The sequence below is a fragment of the Runella salmonicolor genome (genome assembly GCF_024158025.1).
Lineage (GTDB): Bacteria > Bacteroidota > Bacteroidia > Cytophagales > Spirosomataceae > Runella > Runella salmonicolor.
The window spans coordinates 310,040-330,628 of record NZ_JAMZEL010000004.1 but is presented as its reverse complement, the minus strand read 5'-3'; the positions used below and the strand labels follow the sequence as shown (position 1 = coordinate 330,628).

The window sequence follows — 20,589 nt, the reverse complement described above, 5'->3', positions numbered from 1 at the left end:
TTTATCAAACCAACTTCATGAAATCATTTCTTCGGATTTTCTTTTTGCTGGCCTTGACTGCCTTTCGTCCAGTGGATGAAAAACTCACCATTTTTCTGTGCGGTGATTCTACGCTGGCCCCCAAACTACCCGCCGATGCGCCCGAAACAGGCTGGGGCATGGTGCTGCCCGAATACTTCAATACCGACGCCGTACAGATTCAAAACCACGCCGTCAATGGTCGCAGCACCAAGAGTTTTATCACTGAAGGGCGCTGGCAAAAAGTGGTGTCTCAAGTCAAAAAAGGAGATTGGGTTTTTATACAATTTGGCCACAACGACCAAAAAGTAGCCGATACGACCCGTTCGGCTCCCGCGCAAACGCTATACCGCCAAAACCTGATTCGGTTTGTGAACGAAACCCGCGCCAAAGGCGGCAACCCGCTGCTGATTACACCCGTTATGCGGCGCAAGTTTGACGAAAAAGGGGCATTTGTCGACCAGCACGGCGAATACCCGCAAGTGGTAAAAGACGTAGCCAAAGAACTAAAAGTGCCGATGATTGACCTGCACGCCAAAAGTCAAGCAGTGATTGAAAAACACGGCGTGGAAGGTTCAAAAGCGCTGTTTATGCATTACGTCGGTGGTATTTATCCCAAATTTCCCAAAGGCATCGAAGACAACACCCATTTTTCCCGTTACGGTGCGTCGGTCATGGCGAGCTTGGTCGTGGAAGGCATCATGGAATTGCCGATTGACTTGAAAAGCTTCGTCAAAAAATCAGAATTCACGAACAAATACTCTTACGAGCTTCCCCATTATTATACGCCCGTTTTTCGCAAAGACACCTTCAATATTGCCCGCTACGGTGCTAAGGCCGACGGCTTAACGGTGAATACAAAAGCCATTAACCAAGCCATCGATGTATGTCATGCCGCGGGCGGCGGCACGGTCTTAGTGCCCGCAGGTCTGTGGCTTACGGGCCCGATTGTGTTGAAAAACAACGTCAATCTGCACATTGCTAAAAATGCTTTATTGCAATTCAGCCGCAATCACGACGATTATCCAATCGTCGTCACCACTTGGGAAGGCCAGGAATCATACCGCTGCCAAGCCCCTGTTTGGGGTGTAGATTTGACCAATATCGGCATTACAGGAGAAGGTGTACTCGACGGTGGCGGGGAGGTGTGGCGCGCCATCAAACGCGACAAACAAACCAATTCGCAATGGGCAGCGCTGGTAAAATCAGGTGGCGTGGTAAGCGATAAAAACGACTTATGGTACCCATCAGAAAAATCCAAAAAAGGGAATAATTTGCCCAATGCAGGGCGAATTCTGAACGGCATTCACCCAACGCCCGCCGAATTGGAGTCTTACAAAGATTTTTTACGCCCCAACATGATTAGCCTCACGCGCTGCAAAAACGTGTTGCTAGAAGGTGTCAAGTTCCAAAATTCTCCCGCTTGGACCATGCACCCGCTGCTCTGCGACCACGTCAGCATCCGCAACGTGACCGTCAAAAACCACTGGTACGCCCAAAACAGTGACGCGCTCGACCTCGAATCTTGTCGCAACGGCATCGTGGAAGGTTGTACCTTTGATACAGGCGACGACGGCATTACCATCAAATCGGGGCGCGATGAGCAAGGCCGCAAACGCGGCGTACCGACCGAAAACTTTATCATCAAAGATTGCAAAGTGTACCACGCCCACGGCGGCTTTGTGATTGGCTCAGAAATGTCGGGCGGTGTCCGAAATTTATTTGTCTCCAACTGCATTTTCATGGGTTCTGACGTGGGCCTGCGCTTCAAAACCGCCCGTGGGCGTGGCGGCGTGGTGGAAGACATCTACGTAACCGACATCAACATGACCGAAATCCCCGGCGAAGCTATTCTTTTTGATATGTATTACGCCGCCAAAGACCCCGTATCGCAAGAAGGCGAGTCCAACGAATTGCCGACCATCAAAGCCGAGCCATTGAACGAAGGCACGCCACAGTTCAAGAATTTTTACATCAAAAATATTATCTGCCAAGGAGCCGAAACTGCCATTTTGGTGCGTGGCTTGCCCGAAATGAGCATCAAAAATATCAACATCGAAAATGCCGTCATTGAAGCCAACAAAGGTTTGGTGTGCGTGGAAGGTGAAAATATCAACCTCAAAAACGTAACGCTGCTGACCAAGGACAAAACCGTGATGCAAGTACAAAACAGCAAAAACGTAGTGCTCGACGGCATCAGGTACGGAGCCGAAAAAGATGTATTGTTGAAGGTGATGGGCACTCGCTCCGAAGGCGTTCGTTTGCTGAATACCGATGCGGGAAAAGTAAAGAAAGATATTGAATTGGGTGTTGGAGTGAAGGGAAAGGTGGTGAGTAAGAAGTAAGAAAGTGTTGACGTTGGTGTTTTTTCACCAACGTCTTCTGATTAGGATTACCGCTCAGATTTTAATAAAAACACACCTGCCCCCAACGCCAACACTGCCAAACCCAATTGAATGTAGGCAGAGGCTTGGCCGCTTTCATTATCAGCGTCAATTTTTAAGCCCAGTACTTTCACCGATGCCGAGCTTTTCTGAAATTTCTGAACACCATTATACCCCAATACAATGGCAAGGACGATAAGAACGATTCCCATTATTTTTTTCATATCACGTAGAAGTTTAAAGTAGTGTATTGCTCCCTTTGGAAGCCTAAAGAAGTATGCCAGTAAAAAAAATAAGGCTTTTAGTATCTCAAAAACCGCAAACGCTTCCCGACCTGCTTCATCCATTCTCGCGCCATGAGTTCGTGGGCAAAAACCGTGGGGTGAACACCGTCCCAAATCCAGTATTCAATGGGGGCTTTTTGGATGGCTTTCTCAAAAACGGCGGGATAATCTATCAAAACGGCATCAAATTCGCGGGCCAATTTTCGTACTACGGCTTGGCGCTTGCTGGTATCGTCCCGCCATTGTTCCCAATGTTCGATGCGTTTGCCTACGGGATAGACGAAAGGAATTCCTAACACAAACAAAATCTCAGGATTGGCGCGTCGGCAATCAGTTAGAAGGCTGCGGAAGATAGTTTCAAACTCTTCGGCGGTGGTGGCTTCGGCAGGTTTGTTGATCGTAGCACCCGTATCATTGATACCAACCAAAATACTCAACACATCGGGCTTGAGATTGAGCGTGTCGGTTTCCCAACGTTTCTGCAAATCCGTGATTTTGTTGGCGCTGATGCCACGGTTGTAAAACGTAAAACCTGCTTCGGGAAAATCCGCCCCGATACGACTCGCCACCGAATACGCATACCCATGCCCCATGATGTGGTTGGGATCGAGATTGCGACCACGGTTGCCGTCGGTGATGGAATCCCCCTGAAATAAAAACGTGAAGGCTTTTTGGGGTTTGGGCGAGGAAGTTTTTGGGGAAAGAGTAAGCTCTGTTGCCAGTCCTGTTAAGGCGGCTGATTTTAGAAATTTTCGTCTTTGCATTGCTATTTGATGCAATTATAGTAGTTCTTACATAAGCTGCCAATCCTTAAACTCGCCGTAGGAGATTAACAAAATAGAAACTATTTTGCTAGGGCATCTAATTGCTGTTTATCAATTTTTGCAAGCAATTGATTGACCAAGCCAGTCTTATGGGCTACGGCTTCCTTAAGCGTATTGAATTTTCCCATTTTCTTTTTGGGAGAGTTCCGTTTCGAGGTCATCAAATTTGTCTCCATATTTCAATAGTATTATTTCTTTTTGAGAATAACAAATCCGTCATATTTTTCATTCCTTTCAAAAGGTACCAACCCTTTATCTGATAGCCCTAAAACAGTCAAAGTATGAGCCACTTTTTCTATCTCTTTAGTTAAAATGATACTGTACAATCGTGTTCTATGGGCTGTACTTCCTGAAAAAGCAATCTTTGCCTCAGGATTATGAGACAAAAATGCCAGTATTGTTTGTATAACCGTCGCTAAAATCTTTTCCATGTCACCATTTTTACTTTCCACAAATACATCCAGCGAACCATCAGGTAAAACATCTGCTAAAGTTAAACTGAAAAAATCAGGCAAGTCAGTTTGCTGATATACGATAACTTTAAGAATCTCTTTTTCTCCAATACTTGTAAATTCATACCTATAAGCGTTTTCTAAAATTACAAAATCGTAAAAAGGTTTATCCATTGATTACTTGGTTTTTAGCTACCAAAATTGGGGATGTTACCCTTCATCCCCGCTAATCAAACTCTTTTGCTTCTTGGCACCGGCGGCTTGGTTGAGGCGGTACATCACCGTGAGGTTAATCTGACGGGCACGCATTCCCGCCGTTCCATAGGTGTAGAAATTGGCCCCTTCAAACGTAGAACGCATGTATCGGGAGTTGAACACGTCGATGACGTTGAAGGTGAGCGTGCCTTTGCCTTTCAGGATTTCTTTGCTGAAAGCCAAATCCACAAACGCGCGCGCTTTACGGCTTCCTTGCGGGAGTTGCTGTGGTGCTTCGTAGTTGGCGCGGAGTTGCAAGTCGGTTTTGGGGGCTAAAGTAAAACGGGAAGTTTGGCGCGCAAACCAACTGTACGTATCGGCTTTAAAGGAGGCATCTAGGTTTTGTCCGTCGGTAATGGCACGGAAGAAGTTGAAGTTAAAATCCAGTTTCCACCATTTTACGGGCGTGTAGGTACTGGTAAATTCGGCCCCAAAGGCATCTTCCGTGGCTAAGTTTTCGGGACGTGTATTGGAAAAACCTTGCGCATCGACGCGACGGATACGTAACACCTTGCCCGTAGTATGACGATAATAGATAGATGAGGTAAACGAGCCTTTTTCGAAATAATTGATGTGTCCAAAATCATACGAATTGGTAAACTCAGGGTTCAAATCAGGGTTTCCAGAGAAAAAGTTACGTTGGTCGGAGAAAGTAACGTACGGACTCAAATCATTGTAGGTGGGGCGACGCACGCGACGGCTATAACTTACCTGTAAGGCATTGTCTTTGTTTAGGCTATACGTAGCGTGGGCGCTGGGAAACAAATTGGCATAATTGCGCGGATTGGTCTCGTTGGTCTCGCGCAGAATGGTCGTAATGTCCGTTATTTCGGCGCGCAAGCCCGCTTGGTAGCTTATTTTCCCCGTTTTATTGCCAATGATTCCGTACCCTCCGTAGATGTTTTCTTTGTAGATAAAATAATTATCCAGTCCCGGAAGTGTCTCAAATACGCCTTGGTCATTGCGTTGGGTCACGATATAATCATTGACCATATCCCTAAAACTGGTACGAACACCCGTCTCAAATTTTCCTTCTTTCCCAACGGGGTGAATATAATCCAACTGCACCAAAAACTGGTTTTCATACTCATCGTTTAGCGATTTTTGAAGCAGATTTCCTGCCTTATTGGGTGATCCGTTGGCAAACACGCTACTTTGCGTAAAGGTCTGGTCGGAGCGCTCCCAGTAGGTCAGATAGCGCACGTCGGCCGTCAGTTCTTGTCCTTTTTTATTGTACGTTTTCTTGTACGTGAGGGCGTATTCCGAATAAGGTTCTGCTTCCGTTTCTCGCTGTTGGCGGTCGGTAATGGCACTTAGATTATTGAGGGTATTGATGTAATCTTTGTACTGGTTATCTGTAATCCGCAGCACATCCGTACGCCGAAACTGGTAGGAAGCCGTCAGAATGTTTTTCTCATCAAAAAAGTAATCTAAGCCTCCACGAATGGTATTGGCTACGGTTTTGACCTGACTGTTAGTGGTTTGCTGCAACAGCGTTGTGGTATCTTTTCCACGTACCTCTTGGTACAATCTACCCGCGCCGATGGGCACACGGTACGCAATCCCGTAGTTAAGGAAAAAATTCAGTTTGTTTTTGCGGTAATTGATATTGGCAGCGATGCCGTAATTGGGACGAAAACCCGTTACGACCTCAAACGAGCCGTTGAAGCCCTGTTTGCGTTCTTTTTTCAATACAATATTAATAATCCCCGACATACCCTCGGCTTCGTAGCGGGCCGAAGGGTTGGTAATGATTTCGACGCGTTCTATTTGATTTCCTTGCAATTGCTGCAAGCCTGCTCCACCCTTAAAACTCACCAATCCAGACGGTTTTCCGTCAATCAAAATGCGCACGCCATCGCTTCCGCGAAGTTTGACATTGCCTTCCGTATCTACCGACACCGACGGTACATTGCTCAAAATATCAATGGCCGTTCCGCCCGCGTTGGCGAGGTCTTTTCCGACGTTAAATATCTTTTTATCCAACGACAATTCCATCGAGCTCTTCTCGGCCTGAACCACTACTTCATCCAGTGTTTGGGAAGCTGCCGCGATTTTCAAAACGCCTAAGTCCTGCGAGGATTGTTCTTTTGAAAGGCTAAAAATCGCCGTTTTTAAGGGTTTATACCCAATAAATTCAACAACAGCGTAGTATTCGCCAAAGGCTGCATCGACCGTAAATTGTCCTTTTTCATCCGAAATCCCACCGCCAGCCAAGGTGCTATCGGTGCTTTTCAGCACCCGAATCGTGGCGTAGGCCAAAGGTGCGTTGGTTTGAATATCAATAATTTTACCTTTCACAGCAGCTGCTTTCTTGCCAGTTTGGGCTTGCACGCTCAGTGCCGTAAAGATGAAAAAGCTTATAATTCCAAAAGCTTTAAAAAGTGAATGGAGCGGTGTAGTAGTGTTCATAACTCTATAAAGAAAATGGGTTGCGGGATGTACTCAAATCAGGCGGTTTTTCTTTAAATTATCCAAATCCACCTGATTTCTTTTCCCTTCTTATTTTGCGGGAGGAGGTCCCTGTGGGCGACGCATTACGAGGCTGTCGGCGGGGTAATTGGCCTTCAGCGAATCCATGTTGGCTTCGGCCCAACTGATAAGTATCTGTTTTTGTGCTTCAGTCAGCTTTGCACCAGAGTGTAGGCCAAAATAAGTATACGAAGGTAAAGGCATTTCGCCTTCTTTAATCATCTCAATCGTTTCTTCAAACTTATGGTTTTGATAGGCAATGGGTCGTGAGGTAAAATTAGAAAAGTTCAAATGCCGCTTTCCATCCACAACGTGATGATCTAGAAACCACGCCACCGGCTGAATGTTGGAATACCACGGGTATTCAGTTTTATTACTATGGCAATCGTCGCAGGCTACTTTCAACGTGCTTTTTACTTCTTCGGGCACCGCGTATTTGGTGGAAACATCATACGTACGGTCATCAGAGAGGTTTTTTTCGGGGTGAAAAAATTGGATTACCACCAATACCACACCCAAGCCAATCAAGATTTTCTTTATCATAAGTTTAAAGAGGTTAAAAATGAAATAACATTCAGCAAATCACAAAGATACCTTTCCCGACCTTCCAGAAAAATGACTTACGTTGCTAATCGGCACTTGCCGCGTTTTCACCGACAGATAACCAGAAAAAGGCATATCAATCAATTCCTGTTTTTTGTAAATTCACCATTCCGACGAGCATTTTAACCCACCCTTATTGCCCAAAGGTTTTAACATCAAAAGCGTTGTCCAACCTTCAAAAAACTGTCAAATCTTTGCGTTACTTTGTACCAAAAAACAATCTAAATGAAGCGCCTATTCTTCTTCCTTTTCAGTCTTACCTCCTACGCCCAACAAGCCGAGCTCTGGCTCACCAAAGCCGACCAATCGGTTTTGTTCCAAAAACAAACCGAAAAGTTTGCGTTTGGTCCAGTGGTGGGCACTTCGCCAAGCATTTACGTTGATGACACCAAGCAGTTTCAATCCATGGACGGGTTTGGGTATACACTCACGGGCGGGAGCGCCACGCTTATCAATGGCCTGAAACCGGCAGAAAAAGCGGCGTTGCTGAAAGAATTATTTGCCACCGATGCCAACAACATCGGCGTCAGTTATCTGCGCATTAGCGTCGGGGCATCCGATTTGAGCGACCATGTCTTTACCTATAACGACCTTTCTGCGGGCCAAACCGACCCCAAGCTGAGCCGATTTTCGTTGGCGGAAGAACAAAAAGACCTTATTCCAGTATTAAAGCAAATTCTGGTCATCAATCCCCAAATCAAAATACTGGGTTCTCCTTGGACGCCGCCGTCGTGGATGAAAACCAACAATGATTCTAAAGGAGGAAGCCTCAAACCAGAGTTTTACGAGGCGTATGCACGTTATTTGGTGAAATACCTGCAAGAAATGAAAAAACAGGGCATCCAAATTGACGCCCTGACGGTACAGAATGAACCATTGAACCCCGACAATAACCCTAGTTTACTGATGCCGCAAGATGAGCAGGCAGACTTCATCAAAAAGAGCCTCGGGCCTGCTTTCAAAACCGCTAAACTCAGCACAAAAATCATCATATACGACCACAACGCCGACCGCCCCGACTACCCCATTAGCATCCTGAATGACCCTGATGCCCGCAAGTACATCGACGGTTCGGCTTTTCACCTGTACGGTGGCGGCATCGATGCACTGCGCGATGTGCATGAAGCTCACCCTGACAAAAACCTTTATTTTACCGAACAGTGGCTCGGCGCACCCGCCAATTTCGGGGGAGATTTGCAATGGCACATCAAAAATCTGCTCATTGGCGCACCACGCAATTGGAGCAAAACCGTTTTAGAATGGAATGTAGCCGCCGACCCCAACCAAGGCCCACACACTAACGGGGGCTGCACGGCCTGCTTGGGTGCCGTTACGATTGGCGAAACCGTCACCCGAAATCCCGCTTATTATATCATTGCCCACGCGTCAAAGTTTGTACGACCAGGTTCCGTACGCATTGCCTCCAACGTGACCATGAGTCTGCCCAACGTAGCGTTTAAAACGCCCGACGGTAAAACAGTACTGATTGTCCTGAACGAAAGCGACAAACCAATGACGTTTAATATCCGCACAAAAAACCGTCAAATCACACCCACGCTCAGCGGAAAAACCGTCGCCACTTTTATCTGGTAATACCCACAAGGTGGCACTTCCGCGCGGCGGGCTGTTCCGAAGCGCTATCCCATTGGAATTTTACACTACATTCACTTTCCTTTAAGAATGTCGGCAGGAAGAATATTTTCTAAGTAGATATTTACTTAATTTTTTTCTTTAGTGGCCATCTTATTTTAAAATATTTTTTGAATAAAAAGATTTTTCAGGCATTTTTACAGAGACTTTCCGCCTATATGCACTATTTTAGTCGTCTAGATAACCTGACCCAATGAAACAACTTGACCGCAGAGAATTTTTAAAAACAACCTCATTGGCAGGCATTGGCACGCTAATTCACGCCAATGCACTTGCCAACGAATTTCCCGTGGTGCGGGTCGCCGCTGGGCAACGTAAATTTAATAGCTCCGTCATTGAGGCCACGATAAGCCGTATGAAAGGCGTTATAAAAGATCCAGAATTGGCGTGGCTTTTTGAAAATTGTTTTCCCAACACTTTGGATACGACCGTTCATTTTAAACAAAAAGATGGTCGTTCCGATACATTCGTCATCACTGGCGACATCCACGCCATGTGGCTCCGCGACAGCACCGCACAAGTGTGGCCCTATTTGCCATTGGTGACAAAGGACGAATCACTTAAACAACTCATTGCGGGCGTGGTCAACCGCCAAACGGAGTGCATTTTGATTGACCCTTACGCCAACGCGTTCAACGACGGCCCAGGCCACAGCGAATGGCTCAAAGACCACACCGACATGAAGCCCGAACTCCACGAGCGCAAGTGGGAGCTTGACTCTCTTTGCTATACGGTTCGTTTGGCGTATCACTACTGGAAAACCGCGAAAGATGTCAGCGTTTTCGATGAAAAATGGCTAAAAGCAGCGCAGCTCATCATCAGCACCTGCCGCGTACAGCAACGCTTGAAAGGCCGTGGGCCGTACCGTTTTGGGCGCACCACATCATGGTCAACGGATACGGTACCTGGCAACGGCTATGGCAACAACACCAAACCCAACGGACTCATTCACAGCATCTTTAGACCTTCCGATGATGCCACACAATATCCTTTTTTGATTCCATCCAACTTATTTGCCGTCGTTTCTTTCCGTCAAATAGCGGAGATTGTGGAGCAAGTTTATAAGAATCAGGCATTTGCGAATGAGTGCAAAAGTTTTGCCAATGAAGTGGAACAGGCCATCAAGAAATACGCCGTTATCAAACATCCCCAATTTGGTCCGATGTACGCCATGGAAGTCGACGGATTCGGCAATTGCCTTTTTCAAGACGACGCCAACGTTCCCAACTTGCTTGGGTTGCCGTATTTGGGCGCGGTCAATGCCAACGATAAAATCTACCAAAATACGCGTCGGTTTGTATTGAGCGAGTCTAACCCGTATTTTTTCAAAGGCAAAGCCGCCGAAGGTATCGGTAGTCCGCATACGTTGGTGAACCAAATTTGGCCCATGAGCATCATCATGCGCGCCATGACGTCAAACAACGACGCCGAAATTCTCGCCCAATTGCGTTTTCTAAAAAATACGCACGCCAAAACGGGCTTTATGCACGAGTCGTTTGACAAAGACGATGCGAGTAAATTTACCCGCAAATGGTTTGCGTGGGCCAACACACTTTTCGGAGAGTTATTGCTCAAAATTGAACGCGAGCGACCGCATCTATTGAGCAAAATGTAATTCACGCAGGCAGAGTAAATAAATCAAGATGACTCTATCCAATATCATTTTCCGCCAAGACCAATGAAAAAAAGTTTTCCTTTCTTACTAACGCTACTGATTACACAAACACTGGTTGCCCAACAGCATTCGGAGCAAAATCACAGCAAATATATGGCTCCCTCTGACCCACAGGTAAAACAGAAACTGAGCCAGTGGCAAAATGTCAAGTTTGGCCTATTGATGCACTGGGGCCTTTACAGCCAATGGGGCATTGTAGAAAGTTGGAGCCTTTGCCCCGAAGATGAAGGCTGGTGCGAACGCAAAGGGCCTTACAAAGACAACTGGTTCGAATACAAAAAAGCCTACGAAAATCTGCAAAGCACATTCAACCCTACGCAGTTTGCCCCCGAAAAATGGGCCGCTGCCGCCAAAAATGCAGGGATGAAATACGTGGTTTTTACGACCAAACACCACGACGGCTTTTGCATGTTTGACACCAAACAAACCGATTATAAAATCACAAAATCGCCTTTTGGCAGCAATCCACGCAGCAATATCGCCAAAGAAGTATTCGGGGCGTTCCGCAACGAAGGCTTTATGGTAGGGGCGTATTTCTCCAAACCCGACTGGCACACCAACGATTATTGGTGGTCGTATTTCCCGCCCAAAGACCGCAACCCGTCGTACCATCCTGCCAAATATCCTCAAAAATGGGAAAGCTTCAAGAAGTTTACCTACAACCAAATTGAAGAATTGATGAGCGATTACGGCAAAATGGACATCCTCTGGCTCGATGGCGGTTGGGTGCGGCCTTTTAGCAGCATTGATACGACCGTTTCGTGGCAAAAAGCCATTCCGTTTGACCAAGACATCGACATGGCGCGCATTGCCAAAAGAGGCCGTGAGCTTCAACCGGGCTTATTGGTGGTAGACCGAACCGTATCGGGCGAGTTTGAGAACTATGTGACGCCCGAGCACCAAATTCCCGACCATTACATGCCTATTCCATGGGAAACCTGCATGACAATGGGTGATTCGTGGAGCTATATTCCCAAAGAAAACTTTAAATCAGCGCGTAAATTGATTCATATTTTGGCCGACATTGTTTCTAAAAATGGTAACTTGTTGCTCAACATTGCCCCTAGCCCAGACGGAGATTTTCATGCCGAAGCCTATCAACGCTTAGAAGAAATCGGAAAATGGATAAAAGTAAATGGTGAAGCTATTTACGAAACCCGAGGCGACAATGAAGTGGGCAAACAGGGTAAATGGGTCTTTACGCACAAAGGCGCCAACACAACCTACGCGATTTATCTTGCCGATGAAGGCGAGGCTTTGCCGTCGAACATCGAAATTGGAAAGTTAAATTTGGATAAAACCGCCAAAATTTCACTCATAGGGAATCCCGAAAACTTAAAATGGACCATGAAAGAAGGTAAAGTAGCCGTGCAGGTTTCCGAAAAATTGGCGAAGAAAACGCCCAATAGTTATGCTTACGTTTTAAAAATCACAAAGTAAAGTATAGACTTTCTTACGAACACTACCCAACCTACAAACTAACACACATGCAATCAAGAAGACACTTCATCCGTTGGTCGGTGCTTAGCCTGCCACTACTTTCATTCAGCAAGGCATTTTCTAAGAAAATCGCCGTAACGAAGCCCATCGTTGTTTCTACGTGGGACAGTGGCTTGCCCGTCAACGCCGTGGCCTGGAAAGTATTGAAACAACCCAACGGGCGCGCACTAGACGCCGTGGAAGCTGGCGCGCGCTCCATTGAAGATACCATCAATTGCTGCGTAGGTTTGGGCGGCAACCCCGACCGGGAAGGGAAAGTCACCTTGGATGCCTGCATCATGGACGACAAATTCAACTGCGGCTCAGTAATGGCGCTCCAACACATCAAACACCCGATTTCGGTAGCGCGAAAAGTGATGGAAAACACCCCGCACGTCCAGCTCGTAGGCGATGGTGCCCTGCAATTTGCCCTGGAAAGCGGTTTTCAGAAAGAACCCGATAAACTTTCGGCCGATGCTGAGAAAACGTACAAAGAATGGCTGAAAAAATCAGAATACAAGCCTGTTATCAACATCGAACAGCAACAAAGCAAAGGTCAAAAAACCAAAGGCGGCCCATTTGCCCCCAACTTTTTTGACGACGGCACACCCAACCACGACACCATGGGAACCATTGCGATGGATGCTGCGGGCAACCTATCCGGCGCGTGTACTACCAGCGGCATGGCCTTCAAAATGCACGGCCGCGTGGGCGACTCTCCCATCATCGGTTCAGGATTGTACGTTGACAATGAAGTAGGTGCCGCCACCGGTTCAGGCCAAGGCGAAGAAGTCATTCGCGTAGCCGGAACGCACCTCATTGTGGAGATGATGCGCATGGGTAAAAGTCCCGAAGAGGCCTGCAAAATTGCCGTGGAGCGCATTGTAAAAATCAACCCAACCAAGGCCAAAGATTTTCAGGTGGGATTCATCGCCATCAATAAGCAGGGCGAATACGGTGCGTACTCTATTCACCACGGCTTCAATTACTCCGTTACGCACTCCGACGACGGCGGTAAGGTGTTTATGGCAAAGAGTATTTTTCCGAAAAAGTAGCTATGAGCAGCTATCGGCAGATTTACTATCAAATTGTTTTCGGTACAAAATATCGTCGCCCTACTATTAACGAGGCACATTGTGAAGAAATGTACAAGTACATTTGGGGTGTTGTCAAAAACAACAAATGTAAATTATATCGCATTAACGGTGTCGAAGACCATATTCACATTTTTTGCGATTTACATCCTTCGGTAGCCTTAGTTGATTTTGTGAAAGACATCAAAGTGGCGAGTAGTATTTGGATGAAGCAAAGCGGTTTTTTTCCTGATTTTGAAGCTTGGCAAGAAGGCTACGGCGCATTCACTTACTCCATCCGTGAGAAGGATAAAATCATTAATTACGTCAAAAAGCAAAAAGAACATCACAAAAAAGAGACGTTTTATGATGAATACAAACGGCTTCTGATTGAGAATAACATCGAATTTGATGAAAAATACCTGCTTTAGCTTTGTCGGCATCGGTGAGTGCTACTCACCGCCACTCACATTCAAGCCCTTCGGGCTTCTAGAACCCCAACAGGGTTCAATACCAGTAACTACAGGTAAGAGTGATTGCTACTCGACACCACTTATCAAGCCATTCGGGCTTTTAGAACAACAACGGGATTCAATACCAGTAACTACAGGTAACAGTGATTGCTACTCGACACCACTTATCAAGCCATTCGGGCTTTCAGAACCCCAACGGGGTTCAATACCAGTAACTACGGGTAGCACCCGTAGAGCACCGAGTAGCAGGGCAAGGCATAGCATAATAAGTATGCTGCTAATCCTCCTCGCCCTCACTGCCCGTGCCCAGGACTGGCTCGTTGCGCCTATTGCCCCAAAAAGCGAAGTGAAGCTCCTAAAAAATGGCCGAATCATTGAAATCAGCAACGGGCTCATTGCCCGCCAAATTCAGATTTCGCCCAATGCCGCTACCGTCAGCTACAAAAACCTGACGACCAACGAGCAGTTTGTGCGGTCGGTGCGACCCGAAGCCCGCGTAACGCTCAACGGTAAATCCTACAACGTGGGTGGGCTGTATGGCCAGAAGGAACATGCGTATATGTTGGAAGAATGGACGGACACGTTTAGTGGAAATTCAACTGATTTTCAGTTTGTTCGTCACGAAATCGTCGCTATAAAACCCCATTTTGAGTGGAAGCCTACCACCTGGACGGCCAACAAAAACCTTCCAACGGGCAAAGGCGTGGTTCTGTATTTTGCCTCAAACAACGCCGAGCTGAAAGGCGTAGAGGTAGCCGTTCATTATGAAATATTTGACGGAATACCTGTATTGGAAAAATGGGTAACGATTGAAAACAAATCGGGCAACGAGCTAAAAATCAATCAGGTAGTCAACGAGATTTTGGCCACGCCCGAGGAAGAATCGGCAGTGGTGGGCAAGCCCGAAAAGATGAAAAAGCCGCATAAGCTCTACATCGAAAACAATTTTGCCTACAACAACGCCATGCGCTACGAGCTATCTGACCAAGCCACGCACTGGAAAATCGACAGCAGCTATACCTCGCAAGTCAACTATTATCTCGAAACCCCCTGCGTGGTAGAAGTGTATCCGATGCTGGGCGTTGGCATCGATTTGGCCGCTAAAGAATCTTACACCTCCATTCGTTCGTACGAATTATTGTTGGACTCCTACGACCGCGAACGCAACGGCTTGGCGCGCCGCAAAATGTACCGCACGCTGTTTCCGTGGACCACCCAAAATCCCATTTTTATGCACCTCATCAGCACGGAGCCAGAAAAGGTCAAAAGCGTGATTGACCAGTGTGCCGAAACGGGTTACGAAATGGTTATTTTGAGTTTTGGCAGCGGCCTCAACATGGAAGACGCCTCCGATGCCAACATTCAAAAATTCAAGTCATTAGCCGATTACGCCCACAGCAAAGGCATTAAACTAGGCGGATATTCGCTCTTCAGCAGTCGCCGAATTGACGACGAAAACGACGTCATTGACCCCGTTACGGGATTGCCCGACAAAGCCGCTTTCTTTGGTCATGCGCCTTGTTTGGCGAGCAAATGGGGCATCAATTACCTAAAAAGCATAAAGAAATTTATCACCGAAACAGGCTTTGATTTACTCGAACACGACGGTCCCTACCCCGGCGACGTGTGCGCTTCGACCAAACACCCAGGCCATAAAGGATTGGACGATTCGCAGTGGGTACAAATGTCGATGCAAAAAGAATTGTATCAGTGGCTCAACGGCCGTGGCGTGTACATCAATGCACCCGATTGGTACTTTCTGGACGGTTCACACAAGATTGCATTGGGCTACCGCGAAGTCAATTTTTCGCTGTCGCGGGCACAGCAGAAAATCCTCAATCGACAGAATATCTATGACGGGCTCTGGGAGAAAACCCCTTCAATGAGCTGGGGATTTGTGCCACTTACCAAATACCAAGGCGGCACCGCCGACGCAGTATTGGAGCCACTGAGCGAGCACCTGACCGACTACAAACAACTCATGATGCAGTACTACGGAGCGGGCGTGCAAGCCTGCTACCGAGGCCCCCGCCTGTACGATACTGATGCCACCAAACAGGTTGTAAAAGAAACCATTGATTGGTATAAAAAATACCGCGACATCCTCAATTCCGACATTCTTCACCTGCGCCGCCCCGACGGCCGTGACTGGGACGGCATCATGCACGTAAATCCAGCGTTGAAAGAAAAGGGACTGATGATGGTGTATAATCCTCTGAAAGAAGCCATTACCAGAAAAATAAAACTGCCGCTCTACTACACTGGTTTGAGCAAAGAAGCCATGATTCGCACGCAAGAAGGCAAAGCGGCAAAGTATGTATTGGATAGAAATTACAACGCCGAAATTACCGTCACTATTCCTGCCGAAGGCTATACGTGGCTGGTGGTGGAATAATGTATGCCTCTAATGCAACGAATAAACCCTTTCAGGGTGACACTTTACGTTATTTCAATGAAACAACTACCTACCTTTCTTCTTTGTCTTTTTTCCGCCGTTGCTTTGGCCCAAGCCCCCGTTGAGCTTAAATGGTGGAAACCCTCCGACAGTCCGTTTGCCGTCATTGATGGGCAGGCGTGGTCGGGTGAGATGCGCGATACTATTCAGCGTTTTCCACCACGAGCGGAGAGCATGGTTAGGAAAGCCGTTTGGAACCTTTCCCGCAACAGCGCTGGGCTTTCGATTCGGTTTGTGAGCGATGCCCCGCAAATCATTGTTCGCTACAAAGTAACTGGCAACGCCGCCATGCCGCACATGCCCGCTACGGGCGTCAGCGGGGTGGATTTATACGGCCTTGACAGCGACGGAAATTGGCATTTAGCAAACGGGAAGTACAGTTTTAGAGATACGGTTCAATACAATTTTGATAAACTGAAACCCAACGACAATTATCATAAACTGGGTCGCGAATACCACTTGTTTCTTCCGTTGTACAACAGTGTCAGAGACTTGGAAATTGGCGTGCCCATCGGTAGTATTTTTACCGTTCTTCCGCAACGACTGGAAAAACCCATTGTCGTCTATGGCACTTCCATTGCGCAGGGTGCGTGTGCCTCGCGCCCCGGCATGGCTTGGACCAATATTCTAGCCCGAAAACTCGACCGTACGGTGATTAATCTGGGTTTTTCAGGAAACGGGCGTTTGGAAAAGGAGGTTATTGACCTCATCAACGAAATCGACGCCAAGGTGTTTGTGTTGGATTGTTTACCGAATCTGATTTACCCCATTGTTGAACGCAAAGAGTTACAAAAACGAATCATCGAATCGGTCAAAACCCTGCGCGCCAAACACCCCAATACGCCTATTTTACTCACTGAGCACGACGGCTACACCGACAGCTACCTGATGCCCCACCGCCAGACGCTGTTTGAAGATGCCAACCAAGATTTGCGTGAAGCCTTTGCTCAATTGAGGAACGAAAAAGTGTCTAATATTTACCTATTGCCAATCTCGGAGATTGGGATTGACCACGAAGGAATGGTAGATGGCACGCACCCCAATGATTTGGGTATGATGCGTTATGCCGATGCTTACGAAAAAAAGTTGCGTGAAATCTTGCAACAACCCGTTGGCACGCTCAAGACGCAAATCCCCGTGCGGCACAACCGCGAGCCGGGCAGTTACAATTGGGAAGAACGACACAACGCAATCTTGAAACTCAATCAAACCGAGCCGACCAAAGTACTAATGATTGGCAATTCAATCACGCACAATTGGGGCGGCAAACCCCTCAACAACCGCATAAAAGGGGCCGATGCTTGGCAAAAGTACCTCGAACCGTTTCAGGCCCGCAATTTTGGTTTTGGCTGGGACAGGGTTGAAAATGTGCTTTGGCGCGTGTATCATGACGAACTGGACGGAATTTCTCCCGAAAAAATAATCATTAACATCGGTACAAATAACCTCCACCTCAACACCGATAATGAAATTATTCAAGGCCTAAAACTCTTGGCGCAGGCCATTAAAAACCAACAACCCAAAGCTAAAATCACGCTACTGGGCATCTATCCACGCCGTGAGCAGGAAAGCCGCATTGTGACGCTGAACAACGGCATTCAGGCGTTGACCCAATCTATTGGCGTTGGTTACGCCGATATTGGCAAACCTCTACTCCTAAAAACTGGCAAAATCGACGAAAAGATGTTTTCCGACGGCCTGCATCCCAACGCGGCTGGCTACGAGCTTTTAGGCAAAGAACTACAACCCATTTTAAAAGAAAATTAACCCTTCAACAAACCACCCATTATGAAAAAAAACGCTATTTACATTGTACTCTTTCTGTTGGCAATTCTAAATTCTTTCGCACAAACCATGTCCAAAGAATTTAAAGTAGTGGGCTATTACGTTCCTACGATTCCCGCCGAACAAATCCCGATTGACTTACTCACGCACATCAATTTTGCCTTTGCTATTCCTGCCAAAACGGGCGATACGCTAGAACCGTTGAGAGACCCCGAGCCGCTGAAAAAATTGGTCAGTTTTGTGCATAAAAACAAAAAACAAGTGTTCATTTCCATCGGTGGCTGGGGCATTGGTGATGGCGGCGGCGATGATACGCGCTTTCATAAAATGGCCGAACGCCCCGAAGGACGGCATACATTTGTGAAAAACGTAATGAAATTCGTCCGTTCCTATAACGTCGACGGCGTGGATTTGGACTGGGAATACCCCGACGAAGACAGCCGCTCGGCCGATGATTATGTGGCGTTGGTCAATGAATTGGGCGATTCGCTCCATGCCAAAGGCAAAAAATTAACCGCAGCGGTGATTTCGTACGGCAAAAAAGGCTACGGCATGAAAAAAGAAGCCTTGGATAAAATGGACTGGATCAACCTCATGGCCTACGACGACGACTACGGCCCGAGCTACATCAAAGCACATTCGCCTTATTCTTTGGCCATCAAAAGTTTAGATTATTGGACGAAAGAAAGACAAATTCCCGTCAACAAAACTCTTTTAGGATTGCCGTTTTACTCCAAAAAAGGAATGGGAAACTACGGCCCCGACTACAAATCCCTGCTCAAAGACGGTGCCAGCCCGTTGGACGATTATTGGAAAGGAGCTTTTTACAACGGCACGTTGACCATCGAACAAAAAACCCGGATGGCCAAAGAGCGCGGTTGTGGTGGCGTCATGATTTGGGAAATTTCCTGCGACACCAACGACGAATACTCCCTTTTGAAAGCCATTAAACGCGGCGCTCAATAGTTTAATTCGTCTCTCTACACCTGTGGTTTAAAAAACTCGCTTCACTATGAAATCATTCCCTTTATTCATACTCTTACTGTTGTGTTTCTACGAAAGCCGTTCGCAAACCAACGACGTTTGGCAGATTACGTATCTAAGAAAAAACAACGGAAAAGTACCACCCAATCAAGACCCGATTATTGTATTAGCATCGGCCTCTGGGACGAGCGTTTCGTCGGAAAAAACCATCAAAGGCGAGGCCAAAACACCTTTTGAAATCAGCTTTGTAGACCGAACCGACAACAGCCTGTATCAAATTGCGTTTTTCGCCAACGGTAAAACCCTCATGACGCAGGACAGCAAAGCATTGGCAGAGCAAAAAATTGAATTGCTACCAGAAACACAACTGATTTTAGGTTACACCTGCAAAAAAGCCACTACCGTTGTCAACTCCAATCGCATCGACCTTTGGTACACCGAAGAGCTCAAAGTAAAAGGTGCGCCTTCGGCATTGGGACAAAACTTGGGGTTAGTTTTGAAAATGGTACGCAACGGCAACAGCGAAACCGAAGCCGTAAAGATTGAAAAAAACACCCCTTGGGCGGCCAAAAACCAGCTTCCTCAACCCAATCCACAGCGAGTAGATGCCCTTACGTACAAGGACGAACTTTGGAAAAGTCGATTTATTCAACTGCCCGTTTTCAGCCACCAAATCATCAATTTTTCGGATTCGGTTCATGCCGCAAATGAAGTGGTTCGGTTTGCTCACGGCACCGTGATTGCAAAAAAAGTAAAATTCCCCTCGGTTGGTGCCAGCTCAAATGTTTTTCTAGAACTTTCGCAGTATTCCAACGGCGACGCCTACGACCGCACAGGTTCGGTATTTATGATTCCGACCCAGCGTAAACTATCGTTTTTGGACGCCCTGCAAAAATCGGTGAAAGAATTGCCCATTTACGAAAACGGCAATGGAAAACAGTACCAAGGTGTTGTGCAAACGCCTGATTATCTGCCAGTATTGGAGTTGATGCGGTTTTTTACTCCTTTTGGCGTGCGTCAGTACAATTATTTACAACTCAAAAACAAAACTTGGGCCGATTCCACTTATTACCGGCAAGACATCAGCGACTTACTACCCGCCTACAACGGTCAGGAAGTATGGGTAGCGGTTTTTATCGGTAATTACGACAAAGGCGGCCATAAAGTAAGTCTCAATTTTTCTGTTCATCCCAACGAACGCCCCTCTGCCAAGCAGCAAGCCCAAATCGTGCCGCTTTTCAACACCACCAACGTCATGGAAATGGCAGGCCAAGAATACGGAACAATGTTCAACAACGAAAAAGGTTTACAAGTGACCTTCGATGTACCCGAAGGAGCCAAAAACCTAAAACTCCGCTACATCACAACGGGCCACGGTGGCTGGGGCAACGGCGACGAATTTGTACCCAAAGCCAATACAATCTCCGTAGACGGCCGACAGATTTTTACCATCACGCCGTGGCGCGCCGACTGCGGCAGTTACCGGCTGGTCAATCCTGCTTCGGGCAATTTCAACAACGGACTCTCGTCGTCTGACCTGAGTCGCTCCAACTGGTGCCCCGGCACCGTAACCAACCCGATTTGGATAGAATTGGGCAACCTGCCTGCTGGCAAGCATACCCTCCAAGTCCACATACCACAGGGCCTCCCCGAAGGCGGCAGCTTCAGCGCATGGAACGTGTCTGGGGCGCTGATGGGCGAATGGTAAGACCGCGCAAAACGG

The 20,589-nt window shown here is 47.1% G+C and carries 16 protein-coding genes; 10 read left to right on the top strand and 6 right to left on the bottom strand.

Annotated elements, in window-relative coordinates:
* The first annotated feature begins 17 nt into the window (after positions 1-17).
* A complete protein-coding gene (locus NCI00_RS12780) occupies positions 18-2,363 on the top strand; it encodes a glycosyl hydrolase family 28 protein (protein WP_253528091.1) in 2,346 nt (781 codons plus the stop codon).
* Between the two features lie 47 nt (positions 2,364-2,410).
* Here the strand turns inward: NCI00_RS12780 and NCI00_RS12775 are convergent, their stop codons facing one another.
* The 6 genes from NCI00_RS12775 to NCI00_RS12750 all read right to left on the bottom strand — a co-directional run bounded on the left by NCI00_RS12775 (position 2,411) and on the right by NCI00_RS12750 (position 7,232).
* Positions 2,411-2,626 carry a hypothetical protein gene (locus tag NCI00_RS12775; RefSeq protein ID WP_166558627.1) on the bottom strand — a complete coding sequence of 72 codons (216 nt, stop codon included), beginning with the start codon at positions 2,624-2,626 and terminating at the stop codon, positions 2,411-2,413.
* Between the two features lie 77 nt (positions 2,627-2,703).
* Positions 2,704-3,450 carry an SGNH/GDSL hydrolase family protein gene (locus tag NCI00_RS12770; protein WP_253528087.1) on the bottom strand — a complete coding sequence of 249 codons (747 nt, stop codon included), beginning with the start codon at positions 3,448-3,450 and terminating at the stop codon, positions 2,704-2,706.
* Positions 3,451-3,530: 80 nt separating this feature from the next.
* Positions 3,531-3,686 (bottom strand): hypothetical protein, encoded by a 156-nt coding sequence (locus NCI00_RS12765; protein WP_166558625.1) that lies wholly within the window; start codon positions 3,684-3,686, stop codon positions 3,531-3,533.
* A 12-nt stretch (positions 3,687-3,698) separates the two neighbouring features.
* Positions 3,699-4,136 carry a DUF6934 family protein gene (locus NCI00_RS12760; protein WP_253528085.1) on the bottom strand — a complete coding sequence of 146 codons (438 nt, stop codon included), beginning with the start codon at positions 4,134-4,136 and terminating at the stop codon, positions 3,699-3,701.
* Between the two features lie 36 nt (positions 4,137-4,172).
* Positions 4,173-6,629: a TonB-dependent receptor gene (locus tag NCI00_RS12755; protein ID WP_253528081.1), complete on the bottom strand. Its 2,457-nt coding sequence runs from the start codon at positions 6,627-6,629 to the stop codon at positions 4,173-4,175.
* A gap of 90 nt (positions 6,630-6,719) precedes the next feature.
* A complete protein-coding gene (locus NCI00_RS12750) occupies positions 6,720-7,232 on the bottom strand; it encodes a heme-binding domain-containing protein (protein WP_166558622.1) in 513 nt (170 codons plus the stop codon).
* A gap of 285 nt (positions 7,233-7,517) precedes the next feature.
* Here NCI00_RS12750 and NCI00_RS12745 point away from each other — a divergent pair, with 285 nt between their 5' ends.
* The 9 genes from NCI00_RS12745 (at position 7,518) to NCI00_RS12705 (ending at position 20,574) form a co-directional block, all read left to right on the top strand.
* Positions 7,518-8,885: a glycoside hydrolase family 30 protein gene (locus NCI00_RS12745; RefSeq protein WP_253528078.1), complete on the top strand. Its 1,368-nt coding sequence runs from the start codon at positions 7,518-7,520 to the stop codon at positions 8,883-8,885.
* Positions 8,886-9,135: 250 nt separating this feature from the next.
* The gene (locus NCI00_RS12740) at positions 9,136-10,557 is read left to right on the top strand and encodes a glycoside hydrolase family 125 protein (RefSeq protein WP_253528075.1); all 1,422 of its coding nucleotides are present in this window, start codon (positions 9,136-9,138) and stop codon (positions 10,555-10,557) included.
* Positions 10,558-10,620: 63 nt separating this feature from the next.
* Positions 10,621-12,057 carry an alpha-L-fucosidase gene (locus tag NCI00_RS12735; RefSeq protein WP_253528072.1) on the top strand — a complete coding sequence of 479 codons (1,437 nt, stop codon included), beginning with the start codon at positions 10,621-10,623 and terminating at the stop codon, positions 12,055-12,057.
* A gap of 47 nt (positions 12,058-12,104) precedes the next feature.
* Positions 12,105-13,151, top strand: coding sequence for an isoaspartyl peptidase/L-asparaginase family protein (locus NCI00_RS12730; RefSeq protein ID WP_253528069.1), 1,047 nt, complete (start codon positions 12,105-12,107; stop codon positions 13,149-13,151).
* 2 nt (positions 13,152-13,153) lie between these two features.
* Complete coding sequence (gene tnpA / locus NCI00_RS12725; protein WP_253528066.1) at positions 13,154-13,600, top strand: IS200/IS605 family transposase; 447 nt, start codon at positions 13,154-13,156, stop codon at positions 13,598-13,600.
* Between the two features lie 313 nt (positions 13,601-13,913).
* On the top strand, positions 13,914-16,037 hold the full coding sequence (locus tag NCI00_RS12720) for a glycoside hydrolase family 36 N-terminal domain-containing protein (protein WP_253528064.1): 2,124 nt from the start codon (positions 13,914-13,916) through the stop codon (positions 16,035-16,037).
* 57 nt (positions 16,038-16,094) lie between these two features.
* A complete protein-coding gene (locus NCI00_RS12715) occupies positions 16,095-17,864 on the top strand; it encodes an SGNH/GDSL hydrolase family protein (protein WP_253528062.1) in 1,770 nt (589 codons plus the stop codon).
* Between the two features lie 87 nt (positions 17,865-17,951).
* Complete coding sequence (locus NCI00_RS12710; protein WP_253528060.1) at positions 17,952-18,848, top strand: glycosyl hydrolase family 18 protein; 897 nt, start codon at positions 17,952-17,954, stop codon at positions 18,846-18,848.
* Between the two features lie 46 nt (positions 18,849-18,894).
* The gene (locus tag NCI00_RS12705; protein ID WP_253528058.1) at positions 18,895-20,574 is read left to right on the top strand and encodes a PNGase F N-terminal domain-containing protein; all 1,680 of its coding nucleotides are present in this window, start codon (positions 18,895-18,897) and stop codon (positions 20,572-20,574) included.
* The last annotated feature ends 15 nt before the right edge of the window (positions 20,575-20,589 follow it).

Excerpts from the sequence above, each read along its gene's own strand:
- NCI00_RS12780 (WP_253528091.1), top strand. The coding sequence starts at position 18 with ATGAAATCATTTCTTCGGATTTTCTTTTTGCTGGCCTTGACTGCCTTT.
- NCI00_RS12775 (WP_166558627.1), bottom strand. The coding sequence starts at position 2,626 with ATGAAAAAAATAATGGGAATCGTTCTTATCGTCCTTGCCATTGTATTG.
- NCI00_RS12770 (WP_253528087.1), bottom strand. The coding sequence starts at position 3,450 with ATGCAAAGACGAAAATTTCTAAAATCAGCCGCCTTAACAGGACTGGCA.
- NCI00_RS12765 (WP_166558625.1), bottom strand. The coding sequence starts at position 3,686 with ATGGAGACAAATTTGATGACCTCGAAACGGAACTCTCCCAAAAAGAAA.
- NCI00_RS12760 (WP_253528085.1), bottom strand. The coding sequence starts at position 4,136 with ATGGATAAACCTTTTTACGATTTTGTAATTTTAGAAAACGCTTATAGG.
- NCI00_RS12755 (WP_253528081.1), bottom strand. The coding sequence starts at position 6,629 with ATGAACACTACTACACCGCTCCATTCACTTTTTAAAGCTTTTGGAATT.
- NCI00_RS12750 (WP_166558622.1), bottom strand. The coding sequence starts at position 7,232 with ATGATAAAGAAAATCTTGATTGGCTTGGGTGTGGTATTGGTGGTAATC.
- NCI00_RS12745 (WP_253528078.1), top strand. The coding sequence starts at position 7,518 with ATGAAGCGCCTATTCTTCTTCCTTTTCAGTCTTACCTCCTACGCCCAA.
- NCI00_RS12740 (WP_253528075.1), top strand. The coding sequence starts at position 9,136 with ATGAAACAACTTGACCGCAGAGAATTTTTAAAAACAACCTCATTGGCA.
- NCI00_RS12735 (WP_253528072.1), top strand. The coding sequence starts at position 10,621 with ATGAAAAAAAGTTTTCCTTTCTTACTAACGCTACTGATTACACAAACA.
- NCI00_RS12730 (WP_253528069.1), top strand. The coding sequence starts at position 12,105 with ATGCAATCAAGAAGACACTTCATCCGTTGGTCGGTGCTTAGCCTGCCA.
- tnpA (WP_253528066.1), top strand. The coding sequence starts at position 13,154 with ATGAGCAGCTATCGGCAGATTTACTATCAAATTGTTTTCGGTACAAAA.
- NCI00_RS12720 (WP_253528064.1), top strand. The coding sequence starts at position 13,914 with ATGCTGCTAATCCTCCTCGCCCTCACTGCCCGTGCCCAGGACTGGCTC.
- NCI00_RS12715 (WP_253528062.1), top strand. The coding sequence starts at position 16,095 with ATGAAACAACTACCTACCTTTCTTCTTTGTCTTTTTTCCGCCGTTGCT.
- NCI00_RS12710 (WP_253528060.1), top strand. The coding sequence starts at position 17,952 with ATGTCCAAAGAATTTAAAGTAGTGGGCTATTACGTTCCTACGATTCCC.
- NCI00_RS12705 (WP_253528058.1), top strand. The coding sequence starts at position 18,895 with ATGAAATCATTCCCTTTATTCATACTCTTACTGTTGTGTTTCTACGAA.